Annotated in this window: 11 protein-coding genes; 5 read left to right on the top strand and 6 right to left on the bottom strand. The window is 72.0% G+C overall.

Going from position 1 to position 15,908, the window contains the following annotated elements; translation table 11 throughout:
* Positions 1–5 precede the first annotated feature (5 nt).
* Positions 6–995, top strand: coding sequence for a zinc-binding dehydrogenase (locus QSK17_RS13475; protein ID WP_285705012.1), 990 nt, complete (start codon positions 6–8; stop codon positions 993–995).
* A 74-nt stretch (positions 996–1,069) separates the two neighbouring features.
* On the opposite strand, the gene QSK17_RS13470 is transcribed toward QSK17_RS13475, so the two are convergent.
* Positions 1,070–2,077 carry a phosphotransferase enzyme family protein gene (locus QSK17_RS13470; RefSeq protein ID WP_285705011.1) on the bottom strand — a complete coding sequence of 336 codons (1,008 nt, stop codon included), beginning with the start codon at positions 2,075–2,077 and terminating at the stop codon, positions 1,070–1,072.
* 124 nt (positions 2,078–2,201) lie between these two features.
* Between QSK17_RS13470 and QSK17_RS13465 the strand changes: the two genes are divergently transcribed.
* On the top strand, positions 2,202–3,995 hold the full coding sequence (locus QSK17_RS13465) for an FUSC family protein (protein ID WP_285705010.1): 1,794 nt from the start codon (positions 2,202–2,204) through the stop codon (positions 3,993–3,995).
* Positions 3,996–4,066: 71 nt separating this feature from the next.
* Entirely contained in the window at positions 4,067–4,570 is a 504-nt protein-coding gene (locus tag QSK17_RS13460) for a MarR family winged helix-turn-helix transcriptional regulator (RefSeq protein ID WP_285705009.1), read from the top strand.
* Positions 4,571–4,680: 110 nt separating this feature from the next.
* On the opposite strand, the gene QSK17_RS13455 is transcribed toward QSK17_RS13460, so the two are convergent.
* Positions 4,681–5,376, bottom strand: coding sequence for an endonuclease (locus QSK17_RS13455; RefSeq protein WP_285705008.1), 696 nt, complete (start codon positions 5,374–5,376; stop codon positions 4,681–4,683).
* 219 nt (positions 5,377–5,595) lie between these two features.
* On the opposite strand from QSK17_RS13455, the gene QSK17_RS13450 reads away from it, so the two are divergent.
* Positions 5,596–5,820: a hypothetical protein gene (locus QSK17_RS13450; RefSeq protein WP_285705007.1), complete on the top strand. Its 225-nt coding sequence runs from the start codon at positions 5,596–5,598 to the stop codon at positions 5,818–5,820.
* 240 nt (positions 5,821–6,060) lie between these two features.
* Here the strand turns inward: QSK17_RS13450 and QSK17_RS13445 are convergent, their stop codons facing one another.
* Together QSK17_RS13445 and QSK17_RS13440 are read right to left on the bottom strand one after the other, a co-directional pair.
* Positions 6,061–6,864 (bottom strand): SAM-dependent methyltransferase, encoded by an 804-nt coding sequence (locus QSK17_RS13445; RefSeq protein ID WP_285705006.1) that lies wholly within the window; start codon positions 6,862–6,864, stop codon positions 6,061–6,063.
* Positions 6,865–6,930: 66 nt separating this feature from the next.
* Positions 6,931–7,497 (bottom strand): TetR/AcrR family transcriptional regulator, encoded by a 567-nt coding sequence (locus QSK17_RS13440; protein ID WP_285705005.1) that lies wholly within the window; start codon positions 7,495–7,497, stop codon positions 6,931–6,933.
* Between the two features lie 63 nt (positions 7,498–7,560).
* Here QSK17_RS13440 and QSK17_RS13435 point away from each other — a divergent pair, with 63 nt between their 5' ends.
* Positions 7,561–10,722 (top strand): bifunctional cytochrome P450/NADPH--P450 reductase, encoded by a 3,162-nt coding sequence (locus QSK17_RS13435; protein ID WP_285705004.1) that lies wholly within the window; start codon positions 7,561–7,563, stop codon positions 10,720–10,722.
* 275 nt (positions 10,723–10,997) lie between these two features.
* Here QSK17_RS13435 and QSK17_RS13430 read toward each other — a convergent pair whose 3' ends face one another.
* The gene (locus QSK17_RS13430) at positions 10,998–11,141 is read right to left on the bottom strand and encodes a hypothetical protein (protein ID WP_285705003.1); all 144 of its coding nucleotides are present in this window, start codon (positions 11,139–11,141) and stop codon (positions 10,998–11,000) included.
* Positions 11,142–11,407: 266 nt separating this feature from the next.
* Entirely contained in the window at positions 11,408–15,865 is a 4,458-nt protein-coding gene (locus tag QSK17_RS13425; protein ID WP_285705002.1) for a cation-translocating P-type ATPase, read from the bottom strand.
* Positions 15,866–15,908 lie beyond the last annotated feature (43 nt).

Below are 15,908 nucleotides of genomic sequence, written 5' to 3'. Positions count from 1 at the left end.
CCACCATGCGCGCCATCCGCCTGCACGCCTTCGGACCCGCCGAGAACCTCCGCTATGAGGAGGTCGAGGACCCCAGTCCCGCCGCCGGGCAGCTGCGGATCGCCGTACGGGCGGCCGGGGTGCACCTGGTGGACACGGCGATCAGGGCGGGGGTCTATCACGGCGGCCCCATCCCCGCGCCGGACCTGCCCACCATTCCCGGGCGCGAGGTCGCCGGAGTCGTGGACGCCGTCGGCGAGGGCGCCGACCCCGGCTGGCTGGGAAAGCGGGTCGTCACCCACCTGGGCATGGTCCCCGGCGGCTACGCCGAGCTGGCCGTACGGGACGCCGGTTCGGTGCACGAGCTCCCGGACGGGCTGGGATACGAGGCGGCGATCGCGATGATCGGGACCGGCCGCACCACCATGGGAATCCTGGACGTGGCGGCGTTCGCCTCCGACGACGTCGTGCTGGTGACGGCCGCGGCGGGCGGGATCGGCAACCTGCTCGTGCAGGCGGCGGTCGGCGCCGGCGCGACCGTCGTCGGGCTGGCGGGCGGCGCGGCCAAGGTCGAGCGGGTCCGCCGCCTCGGCGCCACGCACGCCGTGGACTACACCGCACCGGACTGGCGGGAGGCGGTACGGGCCGCGCTCGGCGACCGGGAGGCGACCGTGGCGCTGGACGGCGTCGGCGGCACGCTGGGGCGCGGCGCGATGGAGCTGCTGGGGATCGGCGGCAGGCTGGTCCTGTTCGGCTGGGCCGACTCCGCGGACGGGCCGACCGAGATCACCACCGAAGACCTGTACGCTCGCGGCCTGACCGCCTCGGTCGCGGTCGGCCCGCGGATCCTGAACCGGCCCGGTGGGCTCCGCTCCCTTGAGGAGCGGGCGCTGGCCGCGGCGGCGACGGGCGCGCTGGTCCCGCTGACCCAGAGCTTCCCGCTCAAGGACGCCGCGGCCGCACACGCAGCGCTGGAGACCCGGGCCACGATGGGCAAGGTCGTCCTCGTGCCCTGAGCGACCGCTCCGGGGAGCCGGTCGAGGGAAGCCGTCAGGGAAGACCGGCCAGGGAGCCGGCGAAGGGAAGCCGGCTACAGGGAGCCGCTGAGATAGCGCTCGGCCAGCTCGCAGCTCCCGTCGGTGTATCCGGCGCCGAGCTCGCGGGCGATGTCGACGGCCGAGTGGGTGCCGATCCAGGCGACCAGGAGCAGCCGGCGGAACAGGATGAAGGTCCAGATCTCCTGCTCCTCCTCCTTGGGCAAGGAGAGAACGGTCCGGTACCCCCGAACCCAGGAGTCGATCATCTCGGGCACCTGAGGGTAGTGCTCGATAAAGCTGACGGCCGCGCCGAGGTCGTACAGGTACCAGCCGAAGCCGCAGTCGTCGAAGTCGATGACGTTCGGCGCCCGCGCGCCCTCGACGAGCAGGTTCGCGAGCCGCAGGTCGGCGTGGATCAGTCCGTAGCGGTCCGTCCCCCGGCCGAACGCCGCCAGCCGCTCGCGCAGAACCTTGTCGAGCCGCTCGAGCACGGCTCTCGCCTCACCCTGGACGCCCGTGCCGTCCTGCCAGCGTCCCCAGCGGGCCACTTTGCCGAGGGCGGCGTCGTAGTCCCAGTGGAACCGCCGGAAACCCGGAGGCCGTCGCCAGCTCCGGGCGTGCCGGTGCATCCGCGCCGTCACCGCGCCGAGCCGTTCGAAGTCGTCAACAAGTCGGTCCTCGGACGGCTCGGTTCCGGGCAGGTACTCGAACATCACGCAGTTGCGCCGCTCTCCGCCCGGGCCCTCGACCGCGAGGATGCGGGCGCCTCCGGCGGAGGGGATCACGCGTGGGGTGCGCACACCCGCCTCCTCGCGCAGCGCCTCCAGCCAATCGAGCTCGGACGCGATCGCCTGCTCCGAGTGGTAGCCGAGGCGGTGTACGCGCAGGATCGACCGGTGGCCGGTGGCCGGCTCGTCCACCCGGTACGTCGCGTTCTCCGAGACGTTGATCAGCGTGGCGGTCGCGTCCGGCGATAGGTCGTGGTGACGCAGCGCCAGGCCCGCGATCCGGTCGGTCCGCGCCAGGACCTCGGCGCCTCCGGAGAGGTCGTGTTCCCGCATGCGCTGTCCTCCGAAGGCTGGAAAGGTCATCGACATTCTGGACCACGGCCGATCACGGCATCACGCGGGCCGGACCATCCGGGCGAGATATTTTCCAAGTAAATTAGAGGCTAATCTGTTACCCATGCGGGAGGGGAACCATCACGACACGTCCGTACGCCCACGGACGGGCGCACGCGTCCAGCCGCTTCCGCTCAAGGGCATGCTCCGCCTGAGACCGTACGGGGACATCTGGCACAAGCCCGCGCTCAGTGTGGTGGTCGCGACCGCCGTCCCGAGCCTCGTGCTGCTCGTCCTCGACCGGCTCGACCTCGCCGTCTACGCCTCCGCCGGCGCTCTCTGCGCGCTTTACGGCCACGGCCTGCCGTACGCGGCGCGGGCCAGGACCCTGCCGTGGGTGGTGGCCGGGATGCTGGCGGGCACGGGCGTGGCGCTGCTGACCGCGTCGCTCACCGACTCGACCGTCATCAGGGTGGCCGTCGCCGCGCTGATCGCCGCCGTCCACCGGATGCTCTGCGACGCGACGCGCATCGGACCACCGGGCAACGTCGTCCTCACGTTCGTCGCCGCGAGCTGCGCGTTCATTCCCCAGCCGTTGGGCGACATCCCCGGGCATCTGGCCGTCGGGCTCGCCGGAGGGGTCATGGCGCTGCTGGTCTGCCTGGCCCCGGCGCTCGTCCGGCCGCACGGCCCGGAGCGCGTCGCCACCGCTCGCGCGCTGGAGGCGGCGGCCCTGCTGCGCTCCGGCGCGCGGGAGAAGGGGCACGCGCGCGCCGCGGCCCGGCACGACACGGCCGCCGCGGTGAACGCCGCCTGGCACACCCTTCTGCTGCTGCGTCCCAGGACCGCCGCCGGGTTCCGATCGCGTGCCGTGCTGGAACGGCTCGTGGAGCACGCCGAGGCCGCGCTCGCCGGTGACCGGGCCGACCACGCCGAGGCCGTACGGCTCCGCGCGTGGGCCCGCGCGCTGCGCGGGAACGGTCCGCTGCCCGCGGTGGAACCGGAGCCCGGGCCCCATGTCGCGTCCCGCCTTCCCGCGCGCGAAGGCCCGCACGGGTTCCGTGCCGTGCTGTCCGAGCTGCGGCCAGGATCCCCGCTGCTCCCGATCGGGGCGCGGGTGGCGCTGGGCTGCACCCTGGCCGGATGGGGATCCATGGCCGCCGGGGTCGGTCATCCGTACTGGGCGGTCGTCACCGCCGCGTCGGTCTTCCAGGCCAACACGTCGCTGAGCTGGCAGCGGGCCCTGCAACGGGTCCTCGGCAACCTGGCCGGGCTGGTGCTGTTCACCGCGATCCTGCCGGTGTCGCGGATCGGGCCGCTCGCGCTCATCGCGTCGATGCTCGTCTGCCAGTTCCTGACCGAGGCGGCCATGACCCGCAACTACTGGGTGGGCAACGTCTTTCTCACCCCGATGGCCCTGCTCATGACGGAGTTCGCCGTGCGGCAGCCCGCCTCGGTGCTCGTCGCCGACCGCTGGCTGGACACCTGCGTCGGAGCGGGCCTGGGCATCCTGAGCTGCCTCCTGGTGACCAACCGCCGGGCGGGCGGCAGGGTCGAGTGCGCGTTGCGGCGGGTGGCACGCGCGGAGGCCGCCGCGCGCCGCCTGCAGGCCGATCCGAACGCCGGTCCGAATGCTGATCTGAATGCTGATCTGAATGCTGATCCCGACGCGGATCGGGGCGCGGATCGGGGCGCGGATCGGGACGGAGCTCAGGACCCGGCGGGCACGCGGGAGGAGGCGCGGGTCCGGCGCGAGCTGGCCGTGGCGCTGGTCCAGCTTCGGGAGGCCGTCGACGTCGCCTCCGGCGAGTGGTGGCAGCGGGCCCTCCCGGAGGAGGAGGTCGCGCTCGCGGAACGCGACGGCCACCGGCTGCTCGCCGAGCTGGCCGCCGGGCTGCCCCTGGCCCGGGCCGCCTGATCCGGCGCCGTGCTCGCCCGATCGCCGCTGCTGCCAGACTGGCAAGCCAGACCATCGAAGGGAAACCGGTCGTGGAGGACGTCGTCGCCGGAGTGCTGCGCCAGTGGCAGCAGGTCCATCCGGAGCTGGATCTCGGGCCGATGGCCGTGATCGGCCGGCTGAACCGTTGCTGCGCGCTGCTCCGCCAGGCCTCCGACATCCTGCTGGGCGAGGAGGGCCTGACCCGGCCGGAGTTCGACATCCTGGGGGCGCTGCGCAGGGTTGGCGGCGAGCTGACCCCGAGTCGCCTCGCCAAGGAGACCTTCGCGTCCGGAGCCGCCGTCACCAAGCGCGTCAAGGTCCTGGAGCACAACGGCCTGGTGTCGCGCCGCGTGGACGATCGGGACCGGCGGGTGTTCCATCTCTCGCTCACCGACCGCGGCCGCGAGCTCATCGACCGGCTCCTCCCCGAGCAGCTCGCGGCGGAGGTCACGCTGCTGTCCGGTCTCGGCGGCGACCGCCAAGACGAGCTGGCCGCCGCGCTCGGGGAACTGCTGGCCACCCTGGAGGGACGGCTGGGCGGGTTGATCGGCTGACCGGCTCGTCACCGCTGCGTGGGAAACCTGCTGTTGCGGCGCCACCACGCGGCCGGGTGACCTCACGGCTCGCTTCGCCGGGATGACCGCCGACCGCTTACCGGAACCGTTCACCGGGGTGACCGCGCGGCGGATTTCACCTCGTCGGTCGATCCCTTGCGACGGGAGACCCGGATCAGCGCGGCGGACAGCCGGGCGAGGTCGTCGTCCGATCCGACCAGGGCGGCCAGCGGGCCACCTTGCCGGGGCAGGCCGACAGTGCGGGCGGCGTCAAGGACACGGTCGTCGACATACGGTGCGACCTGCGGCCACACCACCTGAACCTCGCGCAGGAATATGTCGGCTCCCGTGGGTCCGATGCCGGGAAGCTCGGTGAGCAGAGCTTTGATCCGTCGCGGGTCGCAGCCGGACTCCTCCCGCAGCCGGCGCAGATCGCCTGACCACCGGTCGATCAACATGTCGGCCGCGCGGCCGAGCATCGTCGACGTACGCTCGTCGTACCGCCGATAGTGGCCCCGCCCCAGCGCGTCCACCCGATCCTGCCAGCTCGCCTTCCGCATCGACCGCGGCGTGCGATAACCCGCGGCGAACAACTCCCGCGCGGCGGCGACCGCGATGTCCGACGATATGCGGGCGCTCAGCAGGGTGGTGAGGACAAGGAGCTGGTACAGCGGGCCCGGCTTGTCGGCGAGCCGGATGCCGGCCTCCTCCGCGTAGGTGCGGCCGTACCGGTCAAGCAGGATGCCCACCAGGGCCCTGTCCGTGTCGGTGTCCGCATCGGTGTCCATGTCGATGTCCGTGTCCATGCCCGTGTCCGCCCATGTCCGCCCATGTCACGGATTTCCGCTACCCGCGCGCTGCCGCGGCATTCACGAAACACCCCGGCGATAGCACGGCTACCCGCCCAAGGACCCAGCAGGTACGCCTAACGGCCATGTCACCAACCGCCAAATGCGGCTGATCCCTGGTCTGTCGGCATGGAGCATCCGCCGTACACATCATGATCTGTACGGTAGAAAGGCATCATGATTGACGATCAGCGGCATGGCGGTCGACAGCGGGACCGCTCGCGTGTGACCCGTCCCGTGGAGATCCTGGTGAGCGCCCTGGCGGTCGGAGCGGGATTCGGCGCGGCAACCTCCCTCGTGAACGCCCTCTCCCACAGCTCCGCCGACCTTGAAAGCCGTGCCTATACCACCAGCGGGTGGTCGATCGCGGAAATCATGAGCGTGCTGCTCGACTCCGGCTAGGGAAGACGATCGTATGGACGGCGGCTGCCGCGAGTATCGGCTTCATCGTCGTCCGCTTCCTCCTCGTGGAGCGACGTCGGCGCTCTCTGGCAGCTGCGGAGTCGCCGCAGGAAGGGTGAAGCGCGTCCGCAAGGAGGTCCAGAACCGCCTGTGTGTGCCACTTGGCGGCAGGTGTCACATTGGTTAACGACACCCGGACCCGCTCCAGCGCCGCCCATCCGGGCAACGTGGTCGGTCCACCTAGGCGAGCCGCCCGAGGCCGGCGTAGACCCACATTTTCTCGGGCTCGACGGGCCGCGCGACGTGGGGGTGCCATTCGGGAGCGGTCACCAGGCCAGGATCGACGAGCTCGAACCCGTCGAAGAAGCGCATGATCTCGGCACGGTCGCGAGCCACCCACGGCGCGCCCGCGCGCCCGGACACGGCGACGAGATTGCCGATCTCCTGGGGCCGGAACTCGCTGGTGACGTGGGAGATCGCCAGGTGACTGCCCGGGGCCATGAGGTCGCGGAGCCGGGTCACGACCTCGGCCGGGCCGTCCTCGTCGGGCACGAAGTGCAGCACGGCCACCATCAGCACCGCGACCGGCTCGGAGAAGTCGATCAGCCGCTGGAGGTCGGGGTGGCCGAGGTAGTCGTCGGGGGCGCGCAGGTCCGCCTGGACGAACGCGACGTCGCCGCTCGTGGCCAGCAGCGCGTCGCCGTACCTCGCGACGATGGGGTCGTGGTCGACGTAGACGACCCGGCAGCGCGGATCGACCTCGTGCGCCACCTCGTGGACGTTCCGCTGGGTCGGCAGGCCGGACCCGATGTCCAGGAACTGCCGGATGCCCGCCTCCTCGGCGAGGAACCGTACGGCACGGCCGAGGAACTCGCGGTTCTGCCGGGCCATGGAACGCATCTCGGGGGCCAGCGCGAAGACGGTCTCCGCCACCTGCCTGTCGACGGCGTAGTTGTCCTTGCCGCCGATGGCGTAGTCGTAGATGCGGGCCGAGCTGGGACGATTGGGGTCCACTCCGGCCGGAACGGAACGTTCTGCGGTCACCGCACACTCCTGGTCAATCCTGGAGAGACAACTATCGCACAGATGATCACATCCGTGGCTCCCCGATCAGGCCCCACTTTCCCCGCATGACCCGTATGCCGACAGGCCGTTGATGATGAGGTCGACGGCCTCGTCGAATGCCTCGTCGTCCGGCTCGGGGAACACCCCGTTGATCTCGGTGAGCAGGAATCCCGTGGTGAACGCGAAGAGCACGTTGCGTATCCGGGGCCGACGCTCCTCGGGCACGCCCGCGGCTGCCAGCACCCGGTTCTGCGCCTCCCACACAGTGTCGTGACGCATCAGCCGCGGGCGGGAGACCAGGTACGGGTACAGCGCGGGATGCGCGAGCGCGATCGCCCGCAGGCCGACGCCGAGTGCCTTGAGCTGTTCCTGCCAGGGCGCCGCGTCGTCCGCCGGAAGCTCGATCCCGCTTATGACGAGGTCGCACACCCCTTCGAGCAGCGCCTCCTTGTTCGGCACGTGGTGGTAGAGCGACATGGGGTTGACGTCGAGTTCGGCGGCGAGCTTGCGCATGCTCAGCGCCTCGACCCCTCGCTCGTCGATGAGGCGCAGGGCCTCACCGTAGATCTCCCTGGATGAGAGGGGGGATCCTCTCCGCGCACTGGCTGCCATACACCGTATGGTAGCTTTCCATACGGTGTATGGCTGACCGAACGAGGAGTGCCAGGAGAAGAGATGGACGAGCTCAGCACCATTCCCAGCCACCCGGGGCTGCCCGTCGTCGGAAACTCATTGCAGGTTCCGCGGCACCACCCCAACGCGTTCTTCGTGGACCTCGCCGAACGGCATCCCGAGGGACTGTTCCGGCTGGAGCTGGTCGGTCACGACGTCGTGTTCGTCTACGATCCCGACCTCATCGCGGAGCTCTCGGACGAGACCCGCTTCTACAAGCCGATCGACCCGCCGCTGTCCATCGTCCGCGACTTCGGCGGGGACGGGCTGTTCACCGCCCGGAGCGATGATCCGGTCTGGGGGCAGGCGCACCGGATCCTGATGCCGGCGTTCGGCCAGCGGTCGATGAAGGCCTACTTCCCGCAGATGCTGGAGGTCGCCGAAGCGCTGGCCGCCAAGTGGTCGAGCGTCACCGGGGTCACCGCCGAGGTCGCCGCCGAGGTCAACGTGCCGGAGGACATGACCCGGCTGACCCTGGACACGATCGCCCTCACCGGGTTCGGCTGCCGCTTCGACTCGTTCGCCGAGGAGCGGCTGCACCCCTTCCTCGCGTCGATGGGCAACGCCCTCACGGAGGCCATGGCGCGCAACCGGCAGCTCCCGTTCGTCACCCGGATGAAGAAGCAGGCCGACGCGGCGTACCGGGCCGACATCCGGCGTATGCAGGAGCTCGTCGACGAGGTGATCCGCGAGCGGCGTGGGGACGGTGCGGGCGGCGCGGGAATCGGCACGGGGAGCAGCACGGGGAGCAGCGGACGCGACCTGCTCGGGCTGATGCTGGAGGCGGCCGACCCGCGCACCGGCGAGCGGCTGTCCGACGAGAACATCCGCGACCAGGTGCTGACCTTCCTCATCGCCGGACACGAGACCACCAGCGGCCTGCTCTCCTTCGCGATCTACAACCTGCTGCGCAACCCGCACGTGCTGGCCCAGGCGTACGCCGAGGCCGACCGGCTGCTTCCCGGCGACACCGTCCCGACCTACGAGACGATCATGAAGCTGGACGTCATCCCCCGGATCCTCGACGAGACGCTGCGGCTGTGGTCGCCGATCCCCGCGATCGGGCTCACGCCGTACCGGGACACCGTGATCGGCGGCCGGTACGCCCTGGCGAAGGGGACCAAGTGCGTGATTCTGCTGCCGCCGCTGCATCGCGCCGCGAAGGCCTGGGACCGGCCGGACGAGTTCGACATCGACCGGTGGCTGCCCGAGAACAAGGCGGCCCACCACCCGCACGCGTACAAGCCGTTCGGCAACGGCGAGCGGGCGTGCATCGGCCGCCAGTTCGCGCTCACCGAGGCCAGGCTCGCCTTGGCGCTCATCCTGCAGAGGTTCGCGCTCTCCGACCCCGCCGCCTACCGGATGGAGATCAAGCAGACCCTCACCCTGAAGCCGGACAACTTCACCATCCGGGTACGGCCCCGCAAGCCGGCCGAGCGTATGAGCGCCCTGGCCGCCCCTCCCACCGCGGAGGAGGGCACGAAGGAGGCCGGGAAGGGCGCGGAGGTCCGGGTCCAGGGTGTCGGCCTGACCGTCGCCTACGGCTCGAACCTCGGCACAGCGCAGGACATCGCCGAGCAGGTTGCCGACCAGGCCCGCCGATCCGGCTTCGCCACCACGCTGACCACGCTCGACGCGCTGCAGCCGCCCGCGGACGGGCTGCTCGTCGTGGTGGCGGCCAGCTACAACGGCAGGGCCCCGGACAACGCCGCCGCCTTCGACGCCGCGGAGAGCCTCGGCGACCTGTCCGGGGTGCGCTTCGCCGTGCTGGGCTGCGGCAACACGCAGTGGCCGACGTACCAGGCCTTCCCGAGGAGGATCGAGGCCAAGCTGCTGGCGGCGGGAGCCGTACCCTTGGTGCCGCGCGGCGAGGCCGACGCGTCCGGCGACTTCGACGGCGACGTGCGCTCCTGGACCGCGGAGCTGTGGTCGGCGCTCGCCTCCGAGTACGGCGCGGCGGCCGAGCCCGAGGGCCGACGCTACCGCGCCGAGCTGCTGACCCAGGCGGAGGTGCGGCCCGCGGTCGTGTCCGACCAAGCGTTCCCGCTCACGGTGTTCTCGAACGAGGAGCTGGTGGCCGACCCGTCGGGCCTGTGGGACTTCGGTGCGGAGCGGCCCCGGCCCGGCGTGCGCTCCATCGTCGCCGAGCTGCCCGAGGGCGTGACGTACGACGCGGGCAACCATCTGGCGGTGTACGCGAAGAACGATCCCGAGCTGGTCGCGTGGGCGATGCGCTGCCTGCGGCTGCCCGCGGGCCAGGTGGTTCGGCTGAGCCAGGACGGCGAGCGATCGACGCACCTGCCGCTGGGCGTCCCGGTGCCGACGGAACTGCTGCTGGCCGAGTTCGTCGAGCTACAGGAGGTCGCGACCCGTTCTGACCTGGAGACGCTGGCCTCCTTCACGGAGTGCCCGTGGACCAGGGGCGAGCTGGCCCGGCTGGAGTACGCCGAGGACGTGCTCGCCAAGCGGGTGTCCGTGCTGGCGCTGCTGGAGCGGTTCCCCTCGGTCGCGTTGCCGCTGGACGCCTTCCTGGAGATGTGCGGTCCGATCCGGCCGCGTTTCTACTCGATCTCCTCCTCTCCGCTGGCCGGGCCGCGCCAGGTGCGGATCACGGTGGGACTGGTGGAGGGGCCCGCCTGGTCGGGAACCGGGCAGTACCGGGGCATGTGCTCGGCTTACCTGGCCGGTCTGACGCCCAGGGACACGTTCTACGGGTACGTCCGGGTGCCGTCTCCGCCGTTCCACCTGCCCGACGACCCGGCCACCCCGGTGATCCTGATCGGTCCCGGTACGGGTTTCGCCCCGCTGCGCGGCTTCCTGGAGGAGCGGGCGCTGCGGGCGGGTTCGGGTCCGGCGAAGGTGTTCTACGGCTGCCGCCACCCCGAGCACGACTGGCTGTACCGGGACGAGAAATGGGACGCGGACGTGCACCTGGCCTTCTCCGCGCTGCCCGGCCACCCGCACCGGTACGTCCAGGACGCGCTGCTCGCGGACGCCGACGGCGTACGGGATCTGCTGGAGCGCGGCGCGTACGTCTACGTGTGCGGCGACGGGGTGCGGATGGCCCCGGCGGTGCGGCGGGCGCTCGCGGAGATCTGGGGCGAGGAGGGTGTGCGGCGCCTGGAGGAGGAGGGCCGCTATCAGCAGGACGTCTTCGGTGCCTGACGGGCCGCCTCGTGCCATCGGGAGAACCCGGGATCTCGGCGGCGATCACGACATTGGGGATACGTACGACCTGGGAGACCTCGCGATGGGGGCGGACCACCCGATCGCCCGGACCCGGGAGTTCGCCGGAGCCGGGACGTGGTAGTCCGCGCTCGGTCGCACGGCCGGAGACATACGATGACCCCGCCTTCCGCCGGTATCTCCTCTGCGAGGTCCGAACGGTGCGCCACGGAGAGTGATCTCCGGGCGCGGGCGGGGCCGTGGCCGGGGCGGGACTACGCCGCCTGGAAGTACACCGGCCCAGGCCCACTCGTGGTACGCACGGTGGACAGGATCAGGGACTGGACGATGCGCATGACGAGGGCCTCGAGGGCGATGAAAGCCGCCTTGGCCAGCACGGAAGCCAGGAACTCGGTCATTGGATACCTCACGGGGGCGAACCAGCACTTAAGGACAGATTTCACCATATAAACGACTACATCCGGACCATTCAGGTGAACAGCAGGTGAACAGCCAATGGCTATTGCACTATTCCGATGGCCGCCGACCTGCCCGAATGACTGGTGATCTGTCCCGAAGACCGCTGATCCGCCCCCCGATGAGTACTGACCAGAGTACTGACCCGTCCCGATAACTACTGACCTGCCCCGAAGACCGCCGATCCGCCCCCCGATGTGACTGACTGCTAGAGGAGCGCCGGGGCCGCCTCGACGGCAACCGGAGCTGCCGCGATGGCCGACGGGGCGATGCTCCGCTCGATCAGTTGCCCCAGGGCACTCGCCACGGCGGAGCAGCCGAGCCCGATGGCCCATCCGAACGGGCCGATGGGGCGGCACCCAAAGAACTGGCTGAGCCCGGGCACCGAGATGATCAGGGCCAGGCCCGCGAACGACGACATCGCGGCGATCACCACCGTGCGGTCCCTGCCTCCCGTCATGAGCGTCTGCAGCAGCTGGGTCGCCACCAGCCCGATCAGCCCGACGGTGTCCGCGCGGCCACGGGTTCCGGTCATCCGGGCGAGCCCCCAGGCGAGCCCGGCGCCCACGGCCGTCGTCCCCGCGCGCAGGTAGATGTCGCGCGTCAGCGCGGCCCCCAGCGACACCTCCGGCCCCTCCGCGAGCAGCTTCTCCGGGCTGGTCGCGCTCGGAGGGCGTACGGCCACCGCCATAGCGGGGAGCATGTCGGTGAGCATGTTGACCAGGAGGAGCTGGCGGGCGTTCAGCGCGCTGCGCTGGGTGAGCAGGTTGGATCCCACCGTGAAGAGGATCTCCCCGACGTTGCCGCCGAGCAGGATGCCCAGCGAGTCGCGGACCGATCCCCACATCGCCCGTCCCTCGACGATCGCGTCGATGATCGTCTCGATGCGGTTGTCGGCCACGACGATGTCGGCCGCCGACCGGGCGGCGGGCGTGGCCCGCTCCCCGAGCGCCACGCCCACGTCCGCGAGCCGGATCGCCGGCACGTCGTTGGCGCCGTCGCCGGTGACCGCGACGATCTTCCCGGCCTGGCGCAGGCAGGACACGATCCGCGCCTTGTGCGCCGGAGTGACCCGCGCGAAGACCGAGACCTGGGGCAGCACCTCCACGAGCGCGGCGTCGTCGAGATCGTCGACCTGCGGGCCGGTCATGATGTGCAGCCCGTTCAGCGCGCCGACCTCGGCCGCGATCGCTTCGGCGGTGCTCGGGTGGTCGCCGGTGATCATGACGACCCTGACCCCGGCCCGGGTCAGCCCCTCCACGCTCCGCTTGGCCGTCGGCCGTACGGGATCGGACAGGCCGAGGTAGCCGAGGAAGCACAGCCGGCTGATCCTGGACTCGTCCAGGTCGGCGCGGCTGGAGGCGCGGCGTTCCGCCACGGCGAGCACGCGGTAGCCCTGGCGGGCCAGCCGGTCCACCTCCTCGGTCAGCTCCTTCCGCGTCACATCGTCGAGGGGCACGGCACTGCCGTCGCGCTCGACGGTGTCGCAGCGGGTCAGCACGATCTCGGGAGCGCCCTTGACGCTCAGCAGGTGACCGGTCTCGGAGAGCCCGAGCACGGCGTGGTAGCCGCGGGCCGGTTCGAACGGCATCTCGTCGACGCGCTTCCATTCGCGCAGGCCGTCCTCGGGTGTGATGCCGACGCCGGTCGCCCCCTCCACCACGGCGCGGTCGGTCGGATGCGGGATGGCCCGGCCGCCCCCGAACCTCGGGCTGGCCCGCAGCGCGGCGGCGACGATCGCGCGGAGCTGGGGCGTCAGCGCGTCCACGTCCTGCTCGGTCCAGCCGTCGGACACCCGGCCCAGGCTGATGTGCCCCTCGGTCAGGGTTCCGGTCTTGTCGAAGCACAGGACGTCCACGCGGCCGAGCGCCTCGATCGTCGCGGGGTTCCTGACCAGCGTGTTTCGGGCGGACAGCCGCTTGGCGGCGGCCAGCTCTGCGACGGTGGCGATGAACGGCAGCCCCTCGGGGACCGCGGCGACGGACAGACTCACCGCGGTCGACACGGCGGTGGCGGCGGGTGAGCCGCGCAGCAGGTCGATCACCATCAGCAGCGCGCCGGACCCGAGGGCGATGGGGAGGATGCGCCGGCTCAGCTCGCGCAGGCGCAGCTCCACACCGCTCGGCGGCGGCCCCTCCCTGCCAAGCTCCGCGGTCCGGCCCACCTCGGTCGCCTCGCCGACGGCCACCACCACGGCCAGGCCGTGCCCCGCCGCGACGGTGGTGCCCTGGTAGACCATCGACGTACGGTCCGCCACGGCCTGCGCCGCCGTCGGCGCGCTCGTCTTGACCACGAGCTGGGACTCGCCGGTCAGCGTGGACTCGTCGACCTCCAGGCCGACCGCCCGGAGCAGCCGGGCGTCCGCGGGCACGGCGTCCCCGGCCCGCAGCTCGATCACGTCGCCCTGGACCAGGTCTTCTGCGGTGGCTCCCCCTCGGCCTCCGCCGCGTCGCAGGAGCCGTACGTGGACCTCCGTCTCCTTGGTGAGGTGGCGCAGCGCGCGCTGGGCGTCCCTGCGCTGGGCTCCGCCCAGGACGGCGTCCACCACCATCACACCGGCGATCAGCACCGCGTCCAGGACGGAGCCGACCATGGCCGACACCCCCGCCCCCGTGGCGAGGACCGGTGTCAGCGGGTTGGCGAGCTCTTCGACGGACGCCCGCACCAGCGACGGCGGCGCCTCGGCGGCGCGGGGCGGGGCGATCCCGCGCCGTTGGACCGCATCCTCGTCGGCCAGCCCGGTGTCGGAGGTGTCCAGCCGGGCCAGCACGTCGGACGTCGCCATCGCGTGCCAGGGCGTGCGGTCGGCGCCGGACGGCGGCACCACATGCCGGATGCCGCGGCCCACCAGCGCCCCGGCCACCATCGACGCCAGCGCGGTGGCGTCGCCCACGAGGACGGCGCTCCTGATCGCGCGCGCCGCCGGCCCGAGGGTCGACAGCCCCGCGCCGATCACCGCCCCGCCGAGGGTCACCCGCACGCTGTGCTCGCTCGCCTTCCTGGCGTACGGCAGGCCGCGCAGCAGCAGATAGACGCCCTCATGGTCGGCGATCACGTCGGCGTCCCAGGGGACGTGGCTCGACCCGCTCCGGAACACACCGATGCCGATGTCGGCCTCGGCCAGCCCGTGCGGGGAACGGCGCGACACCAGGGCGACGCCGTGCCCTTCACGCTGGAGCGTCCGCACCGACTCGACAAGGTGGGCCGCGCCCACGGCCATCTGCTCCACACCCAGCCGGCGGCCGAGCCCCGGCTCGCCGCCGGCCACGAACACCCGGGCGGTCCCCTTCGCCGCGGCGGCGAGCGCCTCCGCCAGCGGGTGCAGCTCGGGGGCCAGCCCCACCAGCGCGACCCGTGTGCCGTCCCTCGTCACCTCGATCGGCCGCACGCCGCGCTCGCGCCAGCGCGCCACCCGCTCCCTCTCCTCGGCCGCGGGGCCGGTGAGGGGCTCGGCGATCCATCCTGCTTCGGCGCGCCGGGCAGCGGGGTCCTTCAGGTCGAGGAGCGTGTAGAGCCGGGCGTGCAGGGCGTCGAGATCCCCACCCTCCGCGAGCGGCACCACCTCCTCGATCGTCCACCCGCCCGTCTCCAGCACCCGGGCGTCGAGGAGCACCGCGTCGATCCGGTCCATGCGGCGCAGCGCGGTCCGGTGCAGCACGATCCCGCCCCGGTCCGACACCGCCTGCACGACCGCGCTGGCGAACCCGTCCCGGCCGAGACGCGCGGCCTTGGGCGTCCCCGAGATCAGCATGGCCAGCCCGCGCTCCTGGCTGCGGCTGGCCACCGAGGTGACGCCCTGCGCGGCCAGCGCGGCGAAACTCGCCGCATCGCCGTACCGCTCGATCGGACCATGGGGCAGCGGGGCGGAGCGGGGCTTCATCGGCACCCGGATGTGGCGGTAGGCCCCGTCGTGGGCGGCGAACTCCTCCTCGCGGCGCTCCCAGGCACGGCGGCCGGCCCGGGAGTCGGCGAACCGCCCGGCCGCCGCCGTCGAGTCCAGGAAGAGGGCGATGGGCCGCACCGCGAGCGTCTGGGTGACGATCCGCGTCACGGTGAAGAGGGTGTCCGTCGCCGGCACCCCGACATGGCGTTCGAGCGCCACCCGCACCCGAGGGGTGTGCTCGACGAGCTGGACGAAGGCGGGAACGGTCGGCGGCAGCCGCCGCGAGCGCGTGAGGAAGCCGGCCAGCGCGAGGCCGGTGCCGGCGAGCCCGCCGAACAGGGCGATGCCGGCGTGCACCTCCTGCTCCACGCCGTCCCGCGCCCACCGGACCCCGCCGGCCGGTTCGGTCTCCTCCTCGTCCTCGTCCTCCTCGGCAGCGACCACCTCGGCCATTTCGACGGCCTGCTCGTCACTGCCGGGCGGCGCGACGTCGTACTCCTCGACGACGGCCAGCAGACGGTCCATGTCGGCGGTGTCCTCGGCACAGGTCACGAAGACGCAGCCGAGCGCGCCGTTCACCTCCGCGCGATCCGCTCCCGCCGCGCGCAGCTGCGCCTCAAGCGCCTCGACGGCGTCGCGGGTGTCGGGTCCGCCGATCTCGCGCAGTTCGATCCGTACTCCGCCCGCGCACGCCTGGACGCGCCGCGGGCGCGGTAGGAAACTTCGCAGCGGCTCCGGCAGGATGCTCAGCACGGTGTCGAGGGAAGGCAAACCGAACCGCATGTCAGCACCCACCTGTCGTGTGGGCGCGGCGGTGGGCCCAGTG

The organism is Microtetraspora sp. NBRC 16547 (genome assembly GCF_030268965.1).
Lineage (GTDB): Bacteria > Actinomycetota > Actinomycetes > Streptosporangiales > Streptosporangiaceae > Microtetraspora.
Note: the sequence above shows the minus strand (reverse complement) of the source record. Positions and strands in the feature narration are given on the sequence as shown.